Source organism: Bradyrhizobium sp. SPXBL-02 (assembly GCF_051853065.1).
In the GTDB taxonomy this organism is placed as follows: Bacteria; Pseudomonadota; Alphaproteobacteria; order Rhizobiales; family Xanthobacteraceae; genus Bradyrhizobium.
In genome coordinates, this window is record NZ_CP182474.1 from 5,791,328 (window position 1) to 5,811,719 (window position 20,392).

At 65.5% G+C, this 20,392-nt stretch carries 18 protein-coding genes; 12 read left to right on the forward strand and 6 right to left on the reverse strand.

Annotated elements, in window-relative coordinates:
* Window positions 1-27: 27 nt before the first annotated feature.
* Both ACNJYD_RS27045 and ACNJYD_RS27050 read right to left on the reverse strand, forming a co-directional pair.
* Window positions 28-828: an esterase/lipase family protein gene (locus tag ACNJYD_RS27045; protein ID WP_172784022.1), complete on the reverse strand. Its 801-nt coding sequence runs from the start codon at window positions 826-828 to the stop codon at window positions 28-30.
* Window positions 828-1,085, reverse strand: coding sequence for a DUF6489 family protein (locus tag ACNJYD_RS27050; protein WP_172784021.1), 258 nt, complete (start codon window positions 1,083-1,085; stop codon window positions 828-830). The genes ACNJYD_RS27045 and ACNJYD_RS27050 overlap by 1 nt, the downstream gene beginning before the upstream one ends.
* Before the next feature lie 323 nt (window positions 1,086-1,408).
* Here ACNJYD_RS27050 and ACNJYD_RS27055 point away from each other — a divergent pair, with 323 nt between their 5' ends.
* From ACNJYD_RS27055 to ACNJYD_RS27110, 12 genes are all read left to right on the forward strand, one after another.
* Window positions 1,409-3,004, forward strand: coding sequence for an ABC transporter substrate-binding protein (locus ACNJYD_RS27055; protein WP_212254839.1), 1,596 nt, complete (start codon window positions 1,409-1,411; stop codon window positions 3,002-3,004).
* A gap of 104 nt (window positions 3,005-3,108) precedes the next feature.
* Entirely contained in the window at window positions 3,109-4,089 is a 981-nt protein-coding gene (locus ACNJYD_RS27060) for an ABC transporter permease (RefSeq protein ID WP_212254838.1), read from the forward strand.
* Between the two features lie 10 nt (window positions 4,090-4,099).
* The gene (locus tag ACNJYD_RS27065) at window positions 4,100-5,071 is read left to right on the forward strand and encodes an ABC transporter permease (RefSeq protein ID WP_212254837.1); all 972 of its coding nucleotides are present in this window, start codon (window positions 4,100-4,102) and stop codon (window positions 5,069-5,071) included.
* A 13-nt stretch (window positions 5,072-5,084) separates the two neighbouring features.
* Window positions 5,085-6,071: an ABC transporter ATP-binding protein gene (locus ACNJYD_RS27070; protein WP_172784018.1), complete on the forward strand. Its 987-nt coding sequence runs from the start codon at window positions 5,085-5,087 to the stop codon at window positions 6,069-6,071.
* The gene (locus ACNJYD_RS27075; RefSeq protein ID WP_439363830.1) at window positions 6,068-7,057 is read left to right on the forward strand and encodes an ABC transporter ATP-binding protein; all 990 of its coding nucleotides are present in this window, start codon (window positions 6,068-6,070) and stop codon (window positions 7,055-7,057) included. The genes ACNJYD_RS27070 and ACNJYD_RS27075 overlap by 4 nt, the downstream gene beginning before the upstream one ends.
* An 87-nt stretch (window positions 7,058-7,144) precedes the next feature.
* Entirely contained in the window at window positions 7,145-8,947 is a 1,803-nt protein-coding gene (locus tag ACNJYD_RS27080) for a gamma-glutamyltransferase family protein (protein ID WP_439363831.1), read from the forward strand.
* Between the two features lie 9 nt (window positions 8,948-8,956).
* A complete protein-coding gene (locus tag ACNJYD_RS27085) occupies window positions 8,957-9,667 on the forward strand; it encodes a DUF1028 domain-containing protein (protein WP_439363832.1) in 711 nt (236 codons plus the stop codon).
* On the forward strand, window positions 9,664-10,653 hold the full coding sequence (locus ACNJYD_RS27090; RefSeq protein ID WP_439363833.1) for an ABC transporter ATP-binding protein: 990 nt from the start codon (window positions 9,664-9,666) through the stop codon (window positions 10,651-10,653). Before ACNJYD_RS27085 ends, ACNJYD_RS27090 begins: the two co-directional genes overlap by 4 nt.
* Window positions 10,653-11,759, forward strand: a complete 1,107-nt coding sequence (locus ACNJYD_RS27095; RefSeq protein ID WP_439363834.1) for an ABC transporter ATP-binding protein — start codon at window positions 10,653-10,655, stop codon at window positions 11,757-11,759. Before ACNJYD_RS27090 ends, ACNJYD_RS27095 begins: the two co-directional genes overlap by 1 nt.
* A 22-nt stretch (window positions 11,760-11,781) precedes the next feature.
* Window positions 11,782-13,290, forward strand: a complete 1,509-nt coding sequence (locus tag ACNJYD_RS27100; protein WP_439363835.1) for an ABC transporter substrate-binding protein — start codon at window positions 11,782-11,784, stop codon at window positions 13,288-13,290.
* 157 nt (window positions 13,291-13,447) lie between these two features.
* On the forward strand, window positions 13,448-14,389 hold the full coding sequence (locus ACNJYD_RS27105; RefSeq protein WP_439363836.1) for an ABC transporter permease: 942 nt from the start codon (window positions 13,448-13,450) through the stop codon (window positions 14,387-14,389).
* 3 nt (window positions 14,390-14,392) lie between these two features.
* Window positions 14,393-15,277, forward strand: coding sequence for an ABC transporter permease (locus ACNJYD_RS27110; RefSeq protein ID WP_212254829.1), 885 nt, complete (start codon window positions 14,393-14,395; stop codon window positions 15,275-15,277).
* A gap of 117 nt (window positions 15,278-15,394) precedes the next feature.
* Here ACNJYD_RS27110 and cnbZ read toward each other — a convergent pair whose 3' ends face one another.
* From cnbZ to ACNJYD_RS27130, 4 genes are read right to left on the reverse strand one after another with little or no spacing between them, the layout of a single operon-like run.
* Window positions 15,395-16,141, reverse strand: coding sequence for a 2-amino-5-chloromuconate deaminase CnbZ (gene cnbZ / locus ACNJYD_RS27115; RefSeq protein WP_439363837.1), 747 nt, complete (start codon window positions 16,139-16,141; stop codon window positions 15,395-15,397).
* Between the two features lie 9 nt (window positions 16,142-16,150).
* A complete protein-coding gene (locus ACNJYD_RS27120; RefSeq protein WP_172784008.1) occupies window positions 16,151-17,401 on the reverse strand; it encodes an adenylate/guanylate cyclase domain-containing protein in 1,251 nt (416 codons plus the stop codon).
* Window positions 17,398-17,787 (reverse strand): response regulator, encoded by a 390-nt coding sequence (locus ACNJYD_RS27125; RefSeq protein ID WP_025034870.1) that lies wholly within the window; start codon window positions 17,785-17,787, stop codon window positions 17,398-17,400. The genes ACNJYD_RS27120 and ACNJYD_RS27125 overlap by 4 nt, the downstream gene beginning before the upstream one ends.
* The gene (locus ACNJYD_RS27130) at window positions 17,784-20,387 is read right to left on the reverse strand and encodes an ATP-binding protein (protein WP_212254827.1); all 2,604 of its coding nucleotides are present in this window, start codon (window positions 20,385-20,387) and stop codon (window positions 17,784-17,786) included. The genes ACNJYD_RS27125 and ACNJYD_RS27130 overlap by 4 nt, the downstream gene beginning before the upstream one ends.
* Window positions 20,388-20,392: the final 5 nt, after the last annotated feature.

Sequence of the window (20,392 nt, forward strand, 5' to 3'; positions counted from 1 at the left end):
CGACGGGCGCCTTGGCGGCGCTTCTCGTCAGGCCGATACTGCCCGCTCCGGCGGGGCATATGCAATGGCAAAGGGCCCCGCCCGGTCAAATGGCCAGAAGTCTCCCTCCGGTTGCGCCAGGCGGTCCGCCACGGCCCACAGCACCGCCGGGTTCACGCCGAGCCCGATATGGCTCGCCAGCAGCACCTCGATGTTCTCGGCACGCTCGGAGGGGCGGAGCAGACAGGTCCGCCAGTTCACAACACCGTCGGCGCGCGAATAGATCGACGTCGCCGGCACCGGCAGATCGCCGGCGATAGCCTCGCGCGCTTCCACAAAATCATCGACCCGCTCGCCGGACAGCGTCTCGTAGAGCCGCGTCGCGTTGGTCGCCCGTACGTCGTTGGCAAAAGGGCTGCCGAGCGTGACGACGTAGCGGACCTTGTCCGGTGCCCAAAGCGCGAGATCGCGGGCATAGACGCCGCCGAGGCTCCACCCGACCAGGCTGACCTTGCGTCCCGTGGCGGCATGGATTTCGGCCAGGCGCATGCGCAGCGAATCCCGCATGCGCCCGAGCCCGCCGAGATTGCGGCCCATCCGCCAGGCATGCGCCTCATAACCGAGCTCGCTGAGATAGCGCCGCAGCGGCACCATCGAGAGGTCGCTGGCGAGAAAGCCCGGCAGCGCCAGCACCGGATGGCCATCGCCGCGCGGCGCCCGCATCAGGAGCGGCGACAGCAATAGGCTCGCATTCAACTCGAATAGGCCACGGGCCTCGGCGAGCAGCAGGCCGAGACCCGGCGGACGAAGCCGGCCTTCTTGCAGCGCCCCGTCCGGCCCCGGCGACACTATTTTTTCTTGTCGCCGCTGCGCGGGCCGCCGAGGCCGGCCATCGCGACGAACATGTCCTGAAACCGCTCGGCGATCTTGGGATCGAAGGTGAACCAGCTCTGGATCAGCGATTCCGGCGAGACCTTCTCGATGTTACTGAGCACCTGCTGCTGCAGCTTGTCCATCACCGCCGTCTGCATCGGCCCCACGTCAGGCAGACCGAAGAACTGGCGGGCCTCGAGGGGGGTGCAGTCGATTTCGATGTTAACCTTCATGTCCCCTCCAGATGAGATTCGAGCGGCCTGTCGGAGTATCACCGCGAGAAGGTCTGCAACGCAAGCGACCTGAGGGGAAGCCGTTAGGACCGGCTCCCCCGATCGACCGATATGGTCAATCAAATTGTCCGGCCCGCGCCCCCGCGCAGAAGCTCGCCGGCCTGCCCGGGATTGCCGGGCAGCATTGCTGCACAGCGGTGCAACTTGGCGCGTTCCTTGCTGGAATGACGCTTGCACGGGTCGAGAACTCTGGGCAACATGGATCAGTAAGCCCCGCCGAACAATCAAAAATCACCGGCGCGGCAGTGTGGAGAGGGTCAAGAATGTCAGTCGGTCAAAGTCTGTTTGCGGCGACGCTCGCCGGTACGCTTGCGTTGGCGATCTCGCCAGCAGCCAGCCAGACGCTACGTTATGCCAATCAGGGTGACCTGAAGTCGCTCGATCCCTATACCCTGAACGAGAGCACCACCCACGCCCATCTCGGCCACGTCTATCAGGGCCTCACCGCGCGCGACAAGGACCTCAAGATCATTCCGGCACTGGCGGAAAGCTGGGAAACTCCGGAGCCGACCCGCTGGCGCTTTCATCTGCGCAAGGGCGTGAAATTCCACAACGGCGATCCCTTCACCGCCGACGACGTGGTGTTCTCGGCCGATCGCGTCCGCAAGAAGGGGTCCAACATGCAGACCCGTCTTGCGCCCGACGTCAAGGTCGTCAAGGTCGACGACTACACCGTCGATTTCGTCCTGCCCTCGCCCAATCCCATCCTGCATAATTCGTGGGATGTCTGGTACATCATGGACAAGAAATGGGCCGAGGAGAACAACGTCGTCGACCCGACGCCGGTAGCGGCGACCACGCCGAGCTACGCCTCGCTCCATGAGAACGGCACCGGCCCCTTCATCATCGAAAGCCACCAGCCCGGCGTGAAGACCGTGTTCAAGGCCAATCCCAATTACTGGGGCAAGGTCGAAGGCAATTTGAAGGAGATCATCTTCACGCCGATCTCCTCCGACGCCACCCGCGTCGCGGCGCTGCTCTCGGGCGAGGTTGACGTCATCGAGCCGGTTCCGATCCAGGACATCTCCCGCGTCGATTCCAGCCCGAATGCCCAGGTGCTGAAGGGGCCGGAGCTGCGCACCATCTTCATCGGCTTCGATCAGATGCGCGATGAGCTGCTCTACTCCAACATCAAGGGCAAGAACCCGTTCAAGGACGCCCGCGTCCGCGAGGCCTTCTACAAGGCGATCGACATCGAGCTGATCAAGACGCGCGTGATGCGTGGCCTGTCGACGCCGTCCGCGCTGATGATCGCGCCGGAGCTGTTCGCACTGTCCAAGAGCTTCACGCGGCCGAAATTCGATCCCGACGGCGCCAAGAAGCTGCTGACCGAAGCCGGCTACCCCGACGGCTTCGAGGTCACCATGGACTGCCCGAACGACCGCTACGTCAACGACGCCGCGATCTGCCAGGCAGTGGTCGGCATGCTTGCCCGCATTGGCGTCAAGATCAATCTCCTGGCCCAGCCGAAGGCGCAGTACTTCGCCAAGGTGCTCAAGCAGGGCGGCTACCAGACCTCGTTCTACCTGCTGGGCTGGACCCCGAGCACGATGGACTCCCACAACGTGCTCTACGACATCATGGGCTGCCGCGACGATGCGAAATCCTCCCGCGGCGAGGCCAATCTCGGCGGCTATTGCAACAAGGCGTTCGACGCCATCACCGACAAGGTGCTGGTCGAAACCGACGCCGAGAAGCGCAACCAGCTGATCAAGGAGGCCTACGAGATCGGCATGAAGGACTGGTCCTACATCCCGCTGCACCAGCAGGCGCTGGCCTGGGGAGTCTCGAAGAAGGTCAACCTGCCGCAGCGCGCCGACAATCTCGTCATGTTCCACTGGTCGACCAAGAAGGAATAGCATCGGTTGAACACGAGGTCCCGGCGGCATCTGCCTTCCGGGACCTCTTCTTTTCCGGCCGTCAAGGACGTCGGCCGTACGCTCACTCAAGGAAAGTGGAAGGCATGCTCGCTTTCACGCTTCGCCGCGCCGTTCAGGCCATCGGCGTCATGTTCGCCGTCGGCATCATCGCGTTCTCGATGTTCCGTTTCGCCGGCGACCCCGTCAATCAGATCGTTTCGATCGACACCTCGGCAGCCGAACGCGCGATCGTGCGCAAGTCGCTCGGCCTCGACGACCCCGTGCCGGTGCAGTTCGTGCGCTATTTCGCCGATGCGGCGCAGTTCAAGTTCGGCGTCTCCTACCAGTTCCGTCAGCCGGTCGCGGCCCTGTTGATGGAGCGCATGCCCGCGACGCTGGAACTTGCGATCTGTGCGACCGTGTTTGCAATGGTTTGCGGCATCCTGATGGGCGTCTATTCGGCGCTCAAGCGCGATACCGTGCTGGCCAAATTATTCCAGGCGGTCTCGCTAATCGGCATCTCGCTGCCGACCTTCCTGATCGGCATTCTCCTGATCTATCTGTTCGCGGTGACATTGGGCTGGTTGCCCTCGTTCGGCCGCGGCGAGGTGGTCAAGCTCGGCTGGTGGACCACGGGCCTGCTCACGGTGTCGGGACTGAAGGCGCTGATCATGCCTTCGATCACGCTCGGCCTGTTCCAGATGACCCTGATCATGCGCCTGGTGCGCGCGGAAATGCTGGAAGTGTTGCGGACCGACTATATCCGTTTCGCCCGCGCGAGGGGACTGACCACGCGTGCGATCCATTTCGGCCACGCGCTGAAGAACACGCTGATTCCGGTGATCACCGTGGCCGGGCTTCAATTTGGCTCGGTTATTGCATTTTCGATCATCACCGAAACCGTGTTCCAATGGCCCGGCATGGGGCTTCTGTTCGTCCAGGCCGTGCAAAACGTCGATATTCCGATCATGGCCGCCTACCTGCTGATGGTTTCACTGATCTTCGTCACCATCAATCTGGTGGTCGATATTCTCTACACGGTGGTCGATCCGCGCCTGCGCTCGACCGTCGGTCGCGCCGCATAAGGCAGCCTGCATGTCCGACGCAGTCGTCTCCAATTCCGACAAGCAAAGCGCACAGCCGGTGCAGGCCGCGCATGGCTGGTTCAGCCGCACGCTCGACAGCGACCTGTTCTATTCGTTCCGCCGCTCCAAGCTCACCATGGTGGCCGCGGCCATCACGGTCCTGTTCTTCCTGCTTGCGATCTTTGCCTCCGTGCTCGCGGTGCAGAACCCGTTCGATCCGGCACAATTGCAATTGATGAATTCGCGGATTTCACCGCTGTGGACCGCGGACGGTCAGAGCCCGTTTTTGCTCGGCACCGACGAGCAGGGCCGCGACGTGTTCTCCGCCATTCTCTATGGCATGCGCATCTCGCTCGCCGTGGGCGTCGCCGGCGTGATCTTCGCCGGCGCGCTCGGCATCGCGCTCGGCCTGATCGCCGGCTATTTCGGCGGCGCAGTCGACGGCGTCATCATGCGGATCGCCGACGTGCAGCTCACCTTCCCCGCCATCCTGATCGCGCTCCTGGTCAACGGCATCGCGAAGTCGATCCTCGGCAACCGGCTGGACGCCACCAGCATGCTGGCGGTGCTGGTGATCTCGATCGGCCTGAGCTTCTGGGTGGGCTATGCCCGGACCGTGCGCAGCTCCGTGATGGTGGAGAAGAACAAGGACTACGTGGCCGCCGCGCAGCTGATCGGCCTGCCCGCCCCGAAGATCATGCTGCGGCACGTGCTGCCGAACACGATGGGCCCGATCCTGGTCATCGCCACCATCAATCTCGCGCTCGCCATCATCACCGAGGCGACGCTGTCCTTCCTCGGCGTCGGCCTGCCCGACACCATGCCCTCGCTCGGCACGCTGATCCGCATCGGCAACAATTATCTGTTCGCCGGCGAATGGTGGATCGTCGCCTTCCCGGGGCTCGCGCTCGCGGCGCTGATCCTGTCGATCAATCTGCTCGGCGACTGGCTGCGCGATGCGCTCAATCCGAAGCTTCGATGAATACGCCTCGTCCATGACCGAACCCGTCCTTTCCGTACGCGATCTTCACGTGGAGTTCGCCTCCCGCCGCGGCACGCTGCGCGCCATCGACGGCGTCTCCTTCGACATCGCCAAGGGCGAGGTGCTCGGGGTCGTCGGCGAGTCCGGAGCCGGCAAGTCCGTCACCGGCCTCGCGGTAATCGGCCTGATCGATCCGCCCGGCCGCATCGCCGGCGGCGAGATTCATCTCGCGGGCCTGCGCATCGATAATCTGCCGCCGGAGGAGATGCGCCGCGTGCGCGGCAAGCGCATCGGGATGATCTTCCAGGATCCCCTGACATCGCTGAACCCGCTGTACAAGGTCGGCGACCAGATCGTGGAGACGATCCGCACCCATCTCAGTCTGTCGGAGTCGGCCGCCCGCCGCCGCGCCATCGATCTGCTCGCCGAGGTCGGCATTCCCGCGCCGGAAAAGCGTATCGACGGCTATCCCCACGAGTTTTCCGGCGGCATGCGCCAGCGCGTCGTGATTGCGCTCGCGATCTGCGCCGAGCCGGAGCTGATCATCGCGGACGAGCCGACCACCGCGCTCGACGTCTCCGTGCAGGCGCAGATCATCTCGCTGATCAAACGGCTCGGCCGCGACCACGGCACCGCGGTGATGCTGGTGACCCACGACATGGGCGTGATCGCGGAGACGTCGGACCGCGTGGCGGTGATGTATGCCGGCCGTGTCGCCGAGATCGGTCCGGTGCAAGACGTCGTGAAGAATCCGCTGCACCCTTACGCCAAGGGCCTGATGGGCGCGATCCCGACGCTTGCCGGCGAGGACAAGCGCCTGGTGCAGATCCCGGGCTCGATGCCGCGCCTGTCGGCAATCCCGCGCGGCTGCTCGTTCAATCCGCGCTGCGCCTTCGCCTTCGATCGCTGCCGGGTCGATCGGCCGGAGCCGCTTCCGCGCGGCGCGCAATCCGTCGCCTGCCACCTCTATGACGATGTGCCTGCGGAGAGCGTGGCATGAGCGCTCCCTTCGTCCAGGCCACAAACCTGCGCCGCGTCTTCGACGTCTCGAAACCCTGGCTCAACCGCGTGCTCGAAGGCGGACACCTCGAATATCTCAAGGCGGTCGATCACGTCACCTTCGACATCAGGAAGGGCGAGACGTTTGCTCTCGTTGGCGAGTCCGGCTCCGGCAAGACCACGGTGGCACGCATGGTCGTCGGCCTGCTGCCGCCAAGCGCCGGCGACGTGCTGATCGACGGCGTCTCCATGACCGACCCGCGGCAGGCGCCTGCGCGGCGAAAGCTGCGCCGCCGGATCCAGATGATCTTCCAGGACCCCTATGCGAGCCTGAATCCGCGCTTCCGGGTCGATGCCATCATCTCCGAGCCGATCCGCGCCTTCGACCTGATCCAGGGCGAGCGCGACATCCAGGCCCGCGTCGGCGAGCTGCTCAGCCTCGTCGGCCTGCATCCGGACGACCGGTTGAAATACCCGCACGAATTCTCCGGCGGCCAGCGCCAGCGCATCGCGATCGCGCGGGCGCTCGCATCGGACGCCGAATTCATCGTCTGCGACGAGCCGACCTCGGCCCTCGACGTCTCCGTGCAGGCGCAGATCCTCAACCTGATGCGCGACCTCCAGGACAAGTTCGGCCTGACCTACATGTTCATCAGCCACAACCTCGCCGTGGTGCGCCACATGGCGAGCCGCGTCGGCGTGATGTATCTCGGCCGTATCGTCGAGATCGCGGAGGGACGCGAGCTATTCGCCAATCCGCGCATGCCCTACACCAAGATGCTGCTGGGCGCCGTGCCTGATCTCGCCATGAGCGGCCGCCAGCGCATTCCGGTCAAGGGCGAGATCCCGAATCCGATCAATCCGCCTCCCGGCTGCGCCTTCAATCCGCGCTGCCCGCTGGCGTTCGATCTCTGCCGCAGGGAGACGCCGGAACTGATTGACGGCGTCGCCTGCCACGCCGTCAACACCGCGCCGGTCCCGGCGTGACGCGCCCGTGCCATGCAGCCTGCGCATTTGGCGGCGGCGTGGCCCTGTGATCAATTGCGCGCGCCGAAAATAAGGTGGTGAAGTCCCATGGGCAATATCAATCCCGATCCGTTCACGACGAGGCCCGAGATCGAGGGCACGTTCGGGGTCGTCGCCTCGACGCACTGGATCGCGACGGCCGCGGGCATGGGAATCCTGGAAAAGGGCGGCAATGCCTTCGATGCCGGCGTCGCCACCGCCTTCACCCTTCAGGTGGTCGAGCCGCATCTGAACGGTCCCGGCGGCGACGTGCCTGTCATCGTCCATGACGTCAAGCGCGCCCGCACCGAGGTGATCTGCGGCCAGGGCCCGGCGCCGGCGCGCGCCACCATCGCGCATTACAGAAACGAAGGCCTCGACATGGTGCCGGGCACGGGCCTGCTTGCCGCCTGCGTTCCCGGCACCTTCGAATCCTGGATGATGCTGCTGCGCGACTACGGCACGATGCGCGTGCGCGACGTGCTGGAGCCCGCGATCTCCTATGCCCGCGACGGTTATCCGTTGGTGGAGCGCGCCTGCGCCACGATCCAGACCGTCGAGCAATTGTTCCGCAAGCACTGGCCAACCTCGGCCGCCGTCTACCTGCCGAACGGCGAAGTGCCCAAGCCGGGCACGCTGTTCACCAACAAGACGCTGGCTGCGACCTACGCCCGTATTCTCAGCGAGGCCGAGAGCGGCGGCGGCGGCCGCGACGCCGAAATCGAGCGCGCGCGCAAAGCCTGGTCGCAAGGCTTCGTCGCGGAAGCCATCGACAAGTTCTGCCGGACCCAGGAGGTGATGGACGTCAGCGGCTCGCCGCATCGCGGCGTGCTCTCCGCCGACGACATGGCGCGCTGGCAGCCGACGGTCGAGGCGCCACTCACCTACGACTACGGCCGCTACACCGTCTGCAAGGCCGGCGTCTGGAGCCAGGGGCCGGTGACGCTGCAGCAGCTCGCGCTGCTGAAGGGCTTTGCGCTCGACGGCCTCGACCCGACCGGGCCGGAGTTCATCCATCTCCAGATCGAATGCGCCAAGCTCGCCTTCGCCGACCGTGAAAAATTCTACGGCGATCCCAAGTTCAGCGAGATCCCGATCGCGACGCTGCTGTCGGATGCCTACAACGACGAGCGCCGCAAGCTGGTCACCGACAAGGCTTCGCTCGATCTCCGGCCCGGCGCGGTCGAGGGCTTCGGCGGCGTAGTCAAGCTGCGCCGCGCTGAGGGCCAACGCGAGGCTGTTGGCGCGCTCGGCGCCGGCGAGCCGACCGTGGGGCGCTTCGGCGAGGTGCGCGGCGACACCGTGCATTTCGACATCATCGATAAGGCTGGCAACATGGTGTCCTCGACGCCTTCGGGGGGCTGGCTGCAATCCTCGCCGGTCATTCCCGAACTGGGCTTCTGCCTCGGCAGCCGCGCACAAATGTTCGATTTGGAGGAGAACCAACCGGGCTCGCTCGCGCCGGGCAAGCGGCCGCGCACGACGCTCTCTCCGACCATGGCGCTGCGCGACGGCGAGCCTTATCTCGCCTGGGGCTCGCCCGGCGGCGACCAGCAGGACCAGTGGATCACGCAATTCTTCCTGCGTCACGTCCATTGCAACCTCAATCTCCAGGAAGCGATCGACGCGCCGGCCTGGCATTCCGAGCATTTCCCGATCTCGTTCTGGCCGCGCACCGCGCGTCCCGGCGTGCTCGTGGTCGAGAACCGCGTGCCGAAGGCGACGATCGGGAACCTGCGCGAGCGCGGGCATATCGTCGAGGTCGGTCCCGACTGGTCGGAAGGCCGCCTCACCGCGGCCTCACGCGTCGGTCGCCGCCGCCGCGCCGCCGCCAATCCGCGCGGCATGCAGGGCTACGCGGCGGGGCGCTGAAGGCAGCACATGACCTGGTCGATCATCGCGCGCGATCCTGCCACCGGCCAGTTCGGCATCGCGGTCGCAACCCGCTTCTTCGCCGTCGGCGCGCGCGTGCCCTATATCGCGGCCGGCCTCGGCGCCATCGCAACGCAGGCCTTCGTCAATCCCTATTACGGCATCGACGGCCTCAAGCTGTTGCGAGAGGGCCTCAACGCGCACGACGTGCTCGCCGCGCTGCTGGCGACCGACGAGGGCCGCGAGAGCCGCCAGATCCACATCATGGATGCGAGCGGCGCAATCGCCGCGCATACCGGGCGCGACTGCGTCGATTGGTGCGGCCACGTCGCGGGCAGCGGCTTCTCGATCGCCGGCAACATGCTCACCGGGGCCGACGTGCTCGACGAGACCGCCAAGACCTACATCGCCAATGACAGCCTGCCGTTCCCGCGCCGCCTGCTCGCGGCAATGCGCGCCGGCGAAGCCGCCGGCGGCGACAAGCGCGGCAAGCAGTCGGCGGCCCTCGTGATCCACGGCCAAGAGGAATGGCCGGCCCTCGACATTCGCGCCGACGACCATCCCGATCCGCTCGGAGAGCTCGAGCGCCTCGAGCGCGTCAGCCACGAGCTGTGGGTCCACTTCCGGCCGTCCATGCCGACGCGGCAGAACCCGGCCGGCAACACCGATCGCAGCGTCATCGACGCCAGCATCGCTGCGGCGCGCGCGAGACGATCATGAGTGCCAGCCCCCTCATCGAGATCAAGGATCTGCGTATCCGCTTTCACGGCGACGACGGCCGCATCACCCACGCGGTCGACAGCGTCGATCTCAGCGTCGCCAATGGCGCTACGCTCGGTCTCGTCGGCGAATCCGGCTGCGGCAAGAGCGTGACGTCGCTGGCGATCATGGGCCTGCTGCCGAAGCAGAGCGCGGAGATAAGTGGCGCGATCCGCTTCGACGGTTTCGACCTGCTGACGACGCCGGACCAGACGTTGCGCGATCTGCGCGGCAACCGGCTGGCGATGATCTTCCAGGAGCCGATGACCTCGCTCAATCCGAGCTTTACGATCGGCGACCAGATCATCGAGACGATCCTGCGTCACCGGGGCGGCTCGCGGAAGAGCGCCCGCGAGCGCGCGATCGAGCTGTTGCGCCGCGTCCATATCCCCTCGCCCGAGCGGCGCATCGACGACTACCCGCACAAGCTCTCCGGCGGCATGCGCCAGCGCGTCATGATCGCGATGGCACTTGCCTGCGACCCGCGGCTGCTGATCGCGGACGAGCCGACCACCGCACTCGACGTCACCCTGCAGGCCCAGATCCTGGAGCTGATGCGCGAGCTGAAGGCCGCAAGCGGCGCCGCGATCATCCTGATCACCCACGATCTCGGCGTCGTCGCCGAGGTCTGCGACGAGGTCGCGGTGATGTATGCCGGCGAGATCGTCGAGCGCGCGCCGGTGGATGAATTGTTCTCCGCGCCACAGCATCCCTACACGGTCGGCCTGCTCGGCTCGATCCCGCGGCTCGACCACCGCGCCGAGCAGCTTGCGACGATCGAAGGCATGGTGCCGAATATGGCGCAGCCGCCCGCCGGTTGCCGCTTCGCCGCGCGTTGTCCCTTCGTGCTCGACGCCTGCACCAAGGTGCCGCCGCCGCTGGTCGAAGTCAGCGTCGGCCATGTCTCGCGCTGCATCCGCGCGCCGCTCGAAGTGCTGGTGTCGTGATGGCGCTGCTCGAAGTCAACGGCCTGGTCAAGCATTTCGTCGCCCAGCGCTCGCTGCTCGGCCGCCCGCTGGCGCACGTCAAGGCGGTCGATGGCGTGTCCTTCTCGCTGGAGGCCGGCAAGACGCTGGCCCTGGTCGGCGAATCCGGCTGCGGCAAGTCCACCGTCAGCCGACTGGTGCTACGGCTGATCGAGCCGGATGCCGGCACCGTACGCTTTGACGGCCGCGACCTGCTCGCGCTCGATGCCAGCGGCTTGCGCGCCTTCCGCCGCGAGGCGCAGATCATCTTCCAGGATCCCTACGCCTCGCTCAATCCGCGCATGACAGTCGGCCAGATCCTGACCGAGCCGCTGGCCCTGCACGATCTGGTGCCGCCGGCCCGGCGGGCAGAGCGCGTCGCCGAGCTGCTGCGGCTGGTCGGGCTGGAGCCGCGCCTCGCCCGGCGCTATCCGCACGAATTCTCCGGCGGTCAGCGCCAGCGCATCGCCATCGCCCGCGCGCTCGCGGTCGAGCCGAAGCTCATCATCTGCGACGAGCCGGTCTCGGCGCTCGACGTCTCGATCCGCTCGCAGATCCTGAATCTGCTGCGCGAGCTGCAGGACCGGCTCGGCCTCGCCTACATCTTCGTTTCGCACGACCTCGCCGTCGTCAAGCACATCGCCGACCACGTCGCGGTGATGAATCTCGGCCAGATCGTCGAGACGGCGGAAGCCGACGCGCTATTCGCCGCACCGCGCCATCCTTACAGCCGCGCGCTGCTGTCGGCGATCCCGCTGCCACAGCCGAAGGCGAAACGAACGACGGTGCTGCTGGAGGGCGAGATCCCGAGCGCGCTCAATCCGCCCGCCGGCTGCCGGTTTCACACCCGCTGCCCGTTCGTGATCGAGCGCTGCCGCAACGAGGCGCCTGCGCTTCTAGCCGACGGCACGGGCCACGCCACCGCCTGTCATCGCACCGCGGAGCTGCCGTTCGCGGACGCCATTCTGCCCACCGCCGGCGGATTTTCGCCGGCGCTTGCAAAATTGGTCGCGGCCTTCAGCCAAAAGACGGAAGGCAGAAGTCCCACCGGGGTTGGTATACAGGGCGCCGCGTCCGCAACGAAATAGCCGAAGCAATGGGGATTGTCCGATGAAGATGTCTCGCCTGGCCGCAACGGCCGCCGCCGTCCTGATGTCGCTCGGAGCCGTGCAGGCCCAGACCACGCTGCGCATCGGCCTTGCCGAAGATCCCGATATCCTCGATCCCACGATGGCGCGCACCTATGTCGGCCGCATCGTGTTCTCCGCCTTCTGCGACAAGCTGTTCGACATCGACGAGAAGCTCAACATCGTGCCGCAGCTCGCCCTGTCGAGCGAAACCGCCGACGACGGCAAGGCGCTGGTCATCAAGCTGCGGCCCGGCGTGAAATTCCACGACGGCGAGCCGCTCGATGCCGAGGCCGCAAAGTTCTCGCTGGAACGGCATCTGACGTTCCCCGGCTCGTTCCGGAAACCGGAGCTCGCCTCGGTCGATCACGTCGAGGTCGTCGATCCCCTCACGATCAAGCTGGTGCTGAAGTCGCCGTTCTCGCCGCTGCTCGCTCAGCTCACCGACCGCGCAGGGATGATGATGTCGCCGAAGGCGGCGAAGGAGGCCGGCGACAAGTTCGGCCTGCGCCCGGTCTGCGCCGGCCCCTACAAGTTCGTCGAGCGCGTGCAGCAGGACCGCATGGTATTCGAGAAGTTCGCCGACTACTGGAACAAGGACAATGTCTTCATCGACAAGATCGTGTTCCAGCCGATCGTCGATGCCACGGTGCGGCTCGCAAACCTGAAATCCGGCGGCCTCGACCTGATCGAGCGCGTGCTCGCCACCGATCTGAAGGAGGTGCGCGCCGACTCGCGGCTGAAGGTCGCGACCGCCATCGAGCTCGGCTATCAGGGCATCACCCTCAACATCGGCAAAGACAAGGCCAAGGGCCCGCTCAGCCAATCCGCCAAGGTGCGGCAGGCGCTCGACCTCGCCATCGACCGCGATGCGATCAATCAGGTCGTGTTCAACGGCGAGTTCCAGGTCGGCAACCAATGGGTCAATCCCGATCATCCCTATTATCAGAAATCGCTTCCGGTCCGTCCCCGCAACGTCGACAAGGCCAAAGCGCTGCTGAAGGAGGCCGGCGTGACGCCGCCGGTCAGCGTCGACTTCCTGGTGCCCAAGGGCGCGGAAACCGAGACGCCCGCGCAGGTGATCCAATCGATGGCGGCGGAAGCCGGGTTCGACATGAAGATCCGAGTCACCGAGTTCGCGACCGGACTCAAGCAAGCGGAGGCCGGTGACTACCAGGCCTACATGCTCGCCTGGAGCGGCCGCGTCGACCCTGACGGCAACACCTTCGTGTTCCTGCACAATGGCGCGCCGCAGAACTATGGCGGGTGGAACAATCCGCAAGCCGACAAGGCGCTGGAGGAGGCGCGGCTCGTCACCGATCCCACCAAGCGCAAGGCGAGCTATGAAATCCTGGCCAAGCTGGTCCAGGACGAAGAGCCGCTGCTGTACCTCTATCACCGCCGCATCATCATCGCGCATACGACCAAGCTGGAAGGCTACAGGCAGATGCCCGACGGCCTCGTCCGGGTCATCGGACTCAAGCTGAAGTGATCGGCCTGACATTTAGTCCGTGTCCCGGATGCGGCGCAGCGCGGAAGCGCTGCTCCGCAGAGCCGGGACCCATGGCAACAACGAACCGTGGCAGCTGGGTCCCGGTTCAGCAGCGCAACATTGCATGTTGCGCTTCGCCCGGGACACGAGTGGGACCATGCTGAACTTCCTCGCCCGTCGACTTGTGCAGATCGTGCCGACGCTGTTCTTCGTCTCGGTGCTAATCTTCTCGCTGCAGCAATTGCTGCCGGGCGATCCCGCGCTGGTGATGGCGGGGGAAGAGCGCGACCCGGCCGTGATCGAGCAGATCCGTCGCCAGTACCGGCTCGATCAGCCCGTCCCGGTGCAATACGCCTACTGGATCAAGGGCGTGCTCGCGGGCGATTTCGGCGAGTCGCTGCGCAACAAGATGCCGGTGCGCGAGCTGATCGCGCAGAAGCTGCCGGTGACGCTGCAGCTCGGCTCGATGGCAATCCTGATCGCGTTCCTGATCGGTATTCCCGCCGGCATCGTCGCCGCCGTCAAGAAAGGTTCGGCCTGGGACTACGGCGCCAACCTATTTGCGCTGTGGGGCATCTCGACGCCGAACTTCTGGCTCGGGATCATGCTGATCTTCCTGTTCTCTATCCAGCTTGGATGGCTGCCGGCTTCCGGCTACGTGCCGCTCAGCGAGAACTGGCGCGCGAGCCTCGCCGTCACCATCATGCCAGCCTTCGTGCTCGGCAATGCGATCGCCGCGATCCTCATGCGGCATACCCGCAGCGCCATGCTTCAGGTGCTGGAAAGCGACTACGTGCGCACCGCGCGCGCCAAAGGACTGTTGGAGCGCACGGTGATCCTCAAGCACGCCATGCGCAATGCGCTGACCCCCGTCATCACGCTCGGCGCACTCGAACTCGGCACGCTGCTCTCCGGCGCGGTCCTGACTGAGCAGATCTTCTCCATTCCCGGCTTCGGCAAGCTGATCGTGGATGCCGTATTCAACCGCGACTATGCCGTGGTGCAAGGCGTGGTCCTGGTGACGGCCACGGTCTACATCACGCTGAATCTCGTGGCCGACATCGCCTATATCCTCGTCAATCCGCGGCTTCGGGGCTGATTCATGACCGACGCCGCGCTGCCGAGCCCTGTCACGCGAGCCGACGAGCTGGATAGCCCGGCCCGCCGCGCGCGTCGGCGGCTGTTCAAGCGCAAGGCGGCGGTGTTTGGGCTCGTCGTGCTCACGATGTTCATCATCCTTGCCGTGCTCGCCCCGCTCATCGTGCCCTATGATCCCATCGCGACGAGCTGGAGCCTGGTGCGCAAACCGCCGACCTTGGCACACTGGTTCGGCACCGACGAGCTCGGCCGCGACATCCTGAGCCGCATCGTCTACGGCGCGCGCGCCTCCCTGCTCGCGGGTCTGATCTCGGTCGCGATCGCGCTCGGCATCGGCGTGCCGCTCGGCCTGCTCGCCGGCTATCGCGGCGGCTTCACCGACGCACTGATCAGCCGCATCACCGATGCGATGCTGGCCTGCCCGTTCCTGATCCTGGCGATCGCGCTCGCCGCGTTCCTTGGCCCGAGCCTCGGCAACGCCATGATCGCGATCGGCATCTCGGCGACGCCGATCTTCATCCGCCTGACCCGCGGCCAGGTGCTCGTCGTCAAGGCCGAAGACTATGTCGAGGCCGCGCGCGCGCTCGGCAATCCGCCGTGGCGGATCGCGTTCTCGCACATCCTGCCGAACATCCTGCCGGCGCTGCTGGTGCAGGCGACGCTCTCGATCGCAGCGGCCATCATCGCCGAGGCCGCCCTCTCCTTCCTCGGTCTTGGCCAGCAGCCGCCGGCGCCGTCCTGGGGCAGCATGCTCAACGCCGCGCAGCGCTTCCTGACCCAGGCGCCCTGGATGGCGATCTGGCCGGGTCTTGCGATCTTCCTCGTCGTGCTGTCGCTGAACCTGCTCGGCGACGGCCTGCGCGACGCGCTGGACCCAAGGCAGCGTTGATTATTTCTCATGGTGACGAGCGCGTTATTACGTGCGTCTCGAACCATGATGGCCCCGCTGCAACCCGCGGCCATCCTTCGAGACGCGGCCTCACGGCCGCTCCTCAGCATGAGGACCTCAGATCACCACCTCCCGCAGCACGCGGCGGCAATCCATCTCGAATTCCAGATCGACCACCGGCGGACGGGCGAAATGCCAGGTCAGGCCGGAGCGGAGCGCGCCGCGGCGGACCAGCTCGTCCACCAGCGCGTGGTGAAAATCGTGCACGGAATAGGCCTGCACGCCGGTCGTATCCTTCCAGCCGAAGCCGAAGGCCGCCATCCGGTTTTCCATCTGCGATGTGGTGGTGAAGCGCACCTTCTCGCGCAACCCCTCCGGGCTGAGGTCGCGGTAGCGCACCGTGCGCTCGACATAGGTGCCGCTGCCCTCGCGCGCCTCGGCGCCGCCGGCGATGACGAAGCTCGGCAAGTTTGACCGCGTCGGACGCGTGAAGGAGAACGCATAGAACGACGGCTCGGACGGCGGATCGATCTCCGGACAGACATTGCTGCGCGCCACCGGGTTGGTGGTGCCGTCGAAGATGCCCCATTCCGACAGCGTCTTCACATAGTGCAGGTTGAACGCGCGAAAACCTTCCTCGCTGAAGGCCGCCGGCGAGCGCAGCTCGCAGGCACAGAAAGCCGTCAGCGGACGCCCCGCCTGCTGGATGAATTTTGCAGCCAGCGCAAATCCTTCCGCGAGCGGCACCAGGCGGTCGAACCGGGCCCGCTCGATCTCATAGCCCGCATCCGCGGCGGCACCTGCGGAATATTGGAATACGGATGGAATGAAACGGTAGTTGCCGGCCGAGAATTCGCGCGTCATGACGGACTCCTATTCCAGTTGCATGCGGGTGCCCTTGGCGCCGTTGAGCAGGCGCTTGAGGTGAAACCCGGCCAAGGGATCGTCGGCGTGCATGCCGACCAGCGCGGCAAAGGCCGGCATGGCGGCGGCATCGCCGGCCTCCATCTTGGCAAAGGCTTCGGCATATTGCGCCGTCGCCGGCGCTTCGAATTTCGCCTGCAGCAGCGGTTCGAAGGCGCGCAGCGGCTCGCTGCGTCCGCGCAGCATCAGGTCGCCCACGGGACGGCCACGAAAATTTTCGGCCCCCTTTGCCACGCTGGCACTGACGCAAATGCGCGTTCCCAGATGCTTGTTCGCTGTCTCCAGCCGGGCCGCCGTATTGACGGTGTCGCCATAGGCCGTGTAGTCGAAGAAGCGGTTGCCGCCGAAATTGCCGACCAGCGCCGGGCCGGCATGGGCACCGATGCGGGTGGCTCCGAAATTCACACCTCTTGCCTTCCAGCTCGCCGAGAAGTCCTCTGCCCAGGCGTCGAGAGCATGGGCACAGGCGACCGCACGCGTTGCATAGTCCGGCTGGTCGCCGGGGGCGTTGAACAGCACCTGGATCGCATCGCCGATGATCTTGGCGACCGTCCCCTCATGGGCAAACACGATCTCGGTCATGCCGCCGACATATTCGTTGAGGAGCTCGCCCAGCGTCTGCGGAGGCGCGGTCTCGACCAGCGAGGTGAAGCCGGTGATATCGGTGAAGAGGGTGGCGACATCGCGCCACTGCACCTCCATGCCGTCGCCATCGACGTCGCCGGCCAGCCGCCTTGCGATCTCCGGCGAGAAGAAGCGCGACAGCGAGGCATGGGCGCGCTCGGCTTCCATCTGGCGCCGCCGCACCTCGCGCAGCATCTCCACATGGCGGATGGTCTTCTCGATCGTAGCTTCGAGGTCGGCGAAGTCGATCGGCTTGGTCAGGAAGTCGAACGCACCGCGGTTCATGGCGGTGCGGATGTTGCTCATGTCGCCGTAGGCCGAGACGATGATGGTCGACTTCTTCTCCTCGGCCTCCTGGAGCTTTGCCAGCAGCGACAGACCGTCCATCCGTGGCATGTTGATGTCGGAAACCACCATGTCGACATGCGGATTCTGCTCCAGCGATTCCAGCGCCTCCAGGCCGTCGCGCGCGAAGATGAGCGCGAGCTGCCCATCGCGGATTTGCCTGCGGAATTTCTGCAGGATCAACGCCTCGAGGTCCGGCTCGTCGTCGACGAAGAGGATGGTCGCAGTCATGCGGCTTGCTCGAGCCTCGTATCGATCTCCTGGCGCAGCAGCGCAAAGTCGATCGGCTTGGTGAGGAGCCCGACGGCGCCACGCTCGATCGCCTTGCGGCGCGTCTCGGCATCGCCATAGGCCGTGATCATGATGACGGGAACGTCCGGATGCGCGGCACGCACTTTCGGCAGCATGTCGAGCCCGCTCATGCCGGGCATGTTGATGTCGGACAGGATCAGGATCAGCGAGGGATCACGAACTTCGGCAGCGCGCTCGAGCGCCTCGGGGGCCGAGAGCGCAAACTCCATCTGGAAGCGGCCGGCGCGCAGGTCGCGCCGGAACTGCTGCCGAAACAATGCCTCGACGTCGGGCTCGTCATCGACGACCAGGATGTAAACGTTCAAGACTTTCCTCCGGAAGTGTCGGCCGCTGCCATCGTCCGCGGCAGCGTGATGATGAATTCGGTGAATACACCTTGTGTGGTGTTCACGTCGATCGTGCCGCCGTGTTGTTTCACCACGATGTCGTGGCTCATTGAAAGGCCTAGGCCCGTGCCTTCGCCGGCCGGCTTGGTGGTGAAGAAAGGATTGAACATCTTCTCCTTCACCTCAGGCGGAATCCCCATGCCGTTGTCGCGGATCCGGATCTCGACCCTGTCGCCGAGATTCTTCGTTGCCGCGCGCAAGGTGGGCTCGAATGCCTCGCCGTCGCTCTCCTTGCGCTTGTTCGCGGCATAGAAGCCGTTCGAGATCAGGTTGAGAAAGACGCGCGTGATCTCCTGGGGATAGATGTCGATCATGCCGGCAGCCGAGTCGAAATCGCGCTGGAGCGTAACGTTGAAGGCAGGCCTTTCGGCGCGCGCACCGTGATAGGCGAGATTGAGACTCTCCTCCACCACCGCATTGATGTCGACGGCGCGATGTTCGCCGGAACCCTGACGCGAATGCAGCAGCATGTTCCTGACGATGGAATCGGCGCGCTTGCCGTGCTGCACCACCTTCTCGAGGTTTGCCCTGAGCATGCCGGTCAGCTCGTCAACCTCCTGCTTCGTCTTGCCGTCGAGCGCGGCGGATTGCAGGGTCTCGTTGAGCTCGTCGATCAGCTCGGTCGAGACCGCGGAGAAATTATTGACGAAATTAAGCGGGTTCTTGATCTCATGGGCTATGCCGGCGGTGAGCTGGCCGAGCGAGGCGAGCTTCTCGGTCTGAATCAGACGGTCCTGAGCGGCGCGCAGGTCCTCGAGTGAGCGCGACAGCTCATCCGTGCGGTCCCGCAATTCGTTGAGCAGGCGCGCATTTTCCATCGCGATCACAGCCTGCGCCGCAAAATTCGTCACCAACTCGATTTGCTTGCTGGAGAAGGCAACAGGCCGCTGACGGTAGATCAGAAGCGCGCCGATCAGGTCGCCGTCCTTGAGCATGGGAACACCAACCAGTGTCCGCGCCCCGGCGCGTAGCGCCAGAATTGGTCCGTCATATCCTTGAGGTGTTTCGAAGAAGTCCGGCTCCGTCCTCGTATCGACAACATGCACGGTTTCCCTGGTCCGAACGATGCGGCCGATGACGGTGTTCGGAGCGGGCCGTGTCGGCTTCTGGTAGATCTCGTCCTTCAGCTCGGCCGGAACACCGTGCATCGCGATGGCGCGGAACGTGTCTCCCTCCCGCAGATAAAGAGACCCGAACTCAGCCTGGCAGATGCGAGTGGCGTTCTCCAACATGATGCGAAATACCGGCCCCAATTGTCCGGGGGAAATGGAGATAACCTGGAGCACCTCGGAAGTTGCGGTCTGCTGTTGCAGCGATTCGCTCAATTCCGCCGTGCGCTGCTCGACCTTCCTTTCCAAGTCGGCATAGGATTCCTGCAGCCGCGCGCCCATCTCGTTGAACTGATCGGCGAGGCCTTCGAGCTCGTCGCCGGACTTGATCGAGATGCGTTGGGAGAAGTCGCCGCCGCCGATCCGCTCGGCGCCGCTGCGCAGCGCCTGGATCGGCCCGACCATGCGGCGCGCCAGGAATACCCCGGCGAGCACCGCGAAAATCGAGGCCGCGAGCAGCACGATGGCGAGCCGCTGCAACGAGGCGTAGAGCGAAGCATAGGCCTCCTCGACCGGAAGCTCCACGAACATGGTCCAGCCCAGCGGCGGGATCGGGGCTGAGGCTGTCAGGACCGTCTGTCCCTGGATGTTGTTCGCCTCTTGCAACGAGTCCGGCATGGTGCCGCCACCAGCTCGGGCACCCCTCACCTGGGCAAGGCCGGACATGTCGGTGTTGCGCAGCACGAGACTGATGTCGGGATGCGCGATCAGGCGGCCCTCCGGGCCGACCACGTAGGCATGGCCGTGCTCGCCGACCTTGATCTGGGACACGACGTCCCAGATCAGCTTGAGGTTGACCTCGGCGATGCTGACGCCGGCGTCCTTGCGCGCGCCCGCCAGCGCCAGTGTCATGTAAGGCTCGGACTCCCGGCGGAAATAGACAGGTCCGTAATAGACCTTGCGCGCGACCGCCTCGGTGAACTTCGGGTCGCTCGACAGGTCGATCCCGCTATCGAGCGCGTCCATCGCCAGCCGCGAGACCCGCAGCCGCTCCTTGCCGGTCGAATCCACCTGGGCCAGTTCGGTGACCGCAGGCACCTGGCGCAACAGGCGCAGCGCGTCGAACCGGCGCTGCTCGATCGAACCGCTCGACCAGGGCAGCTGCGTGGTCCAGCCGAGCTGACTCTCGATCTCCTTGACGAACTGGCCGATCTTGGCCGCAGCCGCCTCCGCCTGCTCGTGCTGGACCCGGATCAGCGAGGCCTTGTGCTCGCGATAATAGAAGTAGACCTCGAACAAGCCATTGGCGAGCAGCGCGATGGCGACGACGGCCACGAACAGCGCGACGTATTTGGCAAAGAGCCGGGTCCGGATTCCGCGGCCCGCCGTCTCACCGGAGCCGGCCTCGCCGCGGGCCGCGCTCGGCAGTGTCCCGGCTTGGCGGGTGTCGGGGTGAAGGGACAGGCTCATCCCGC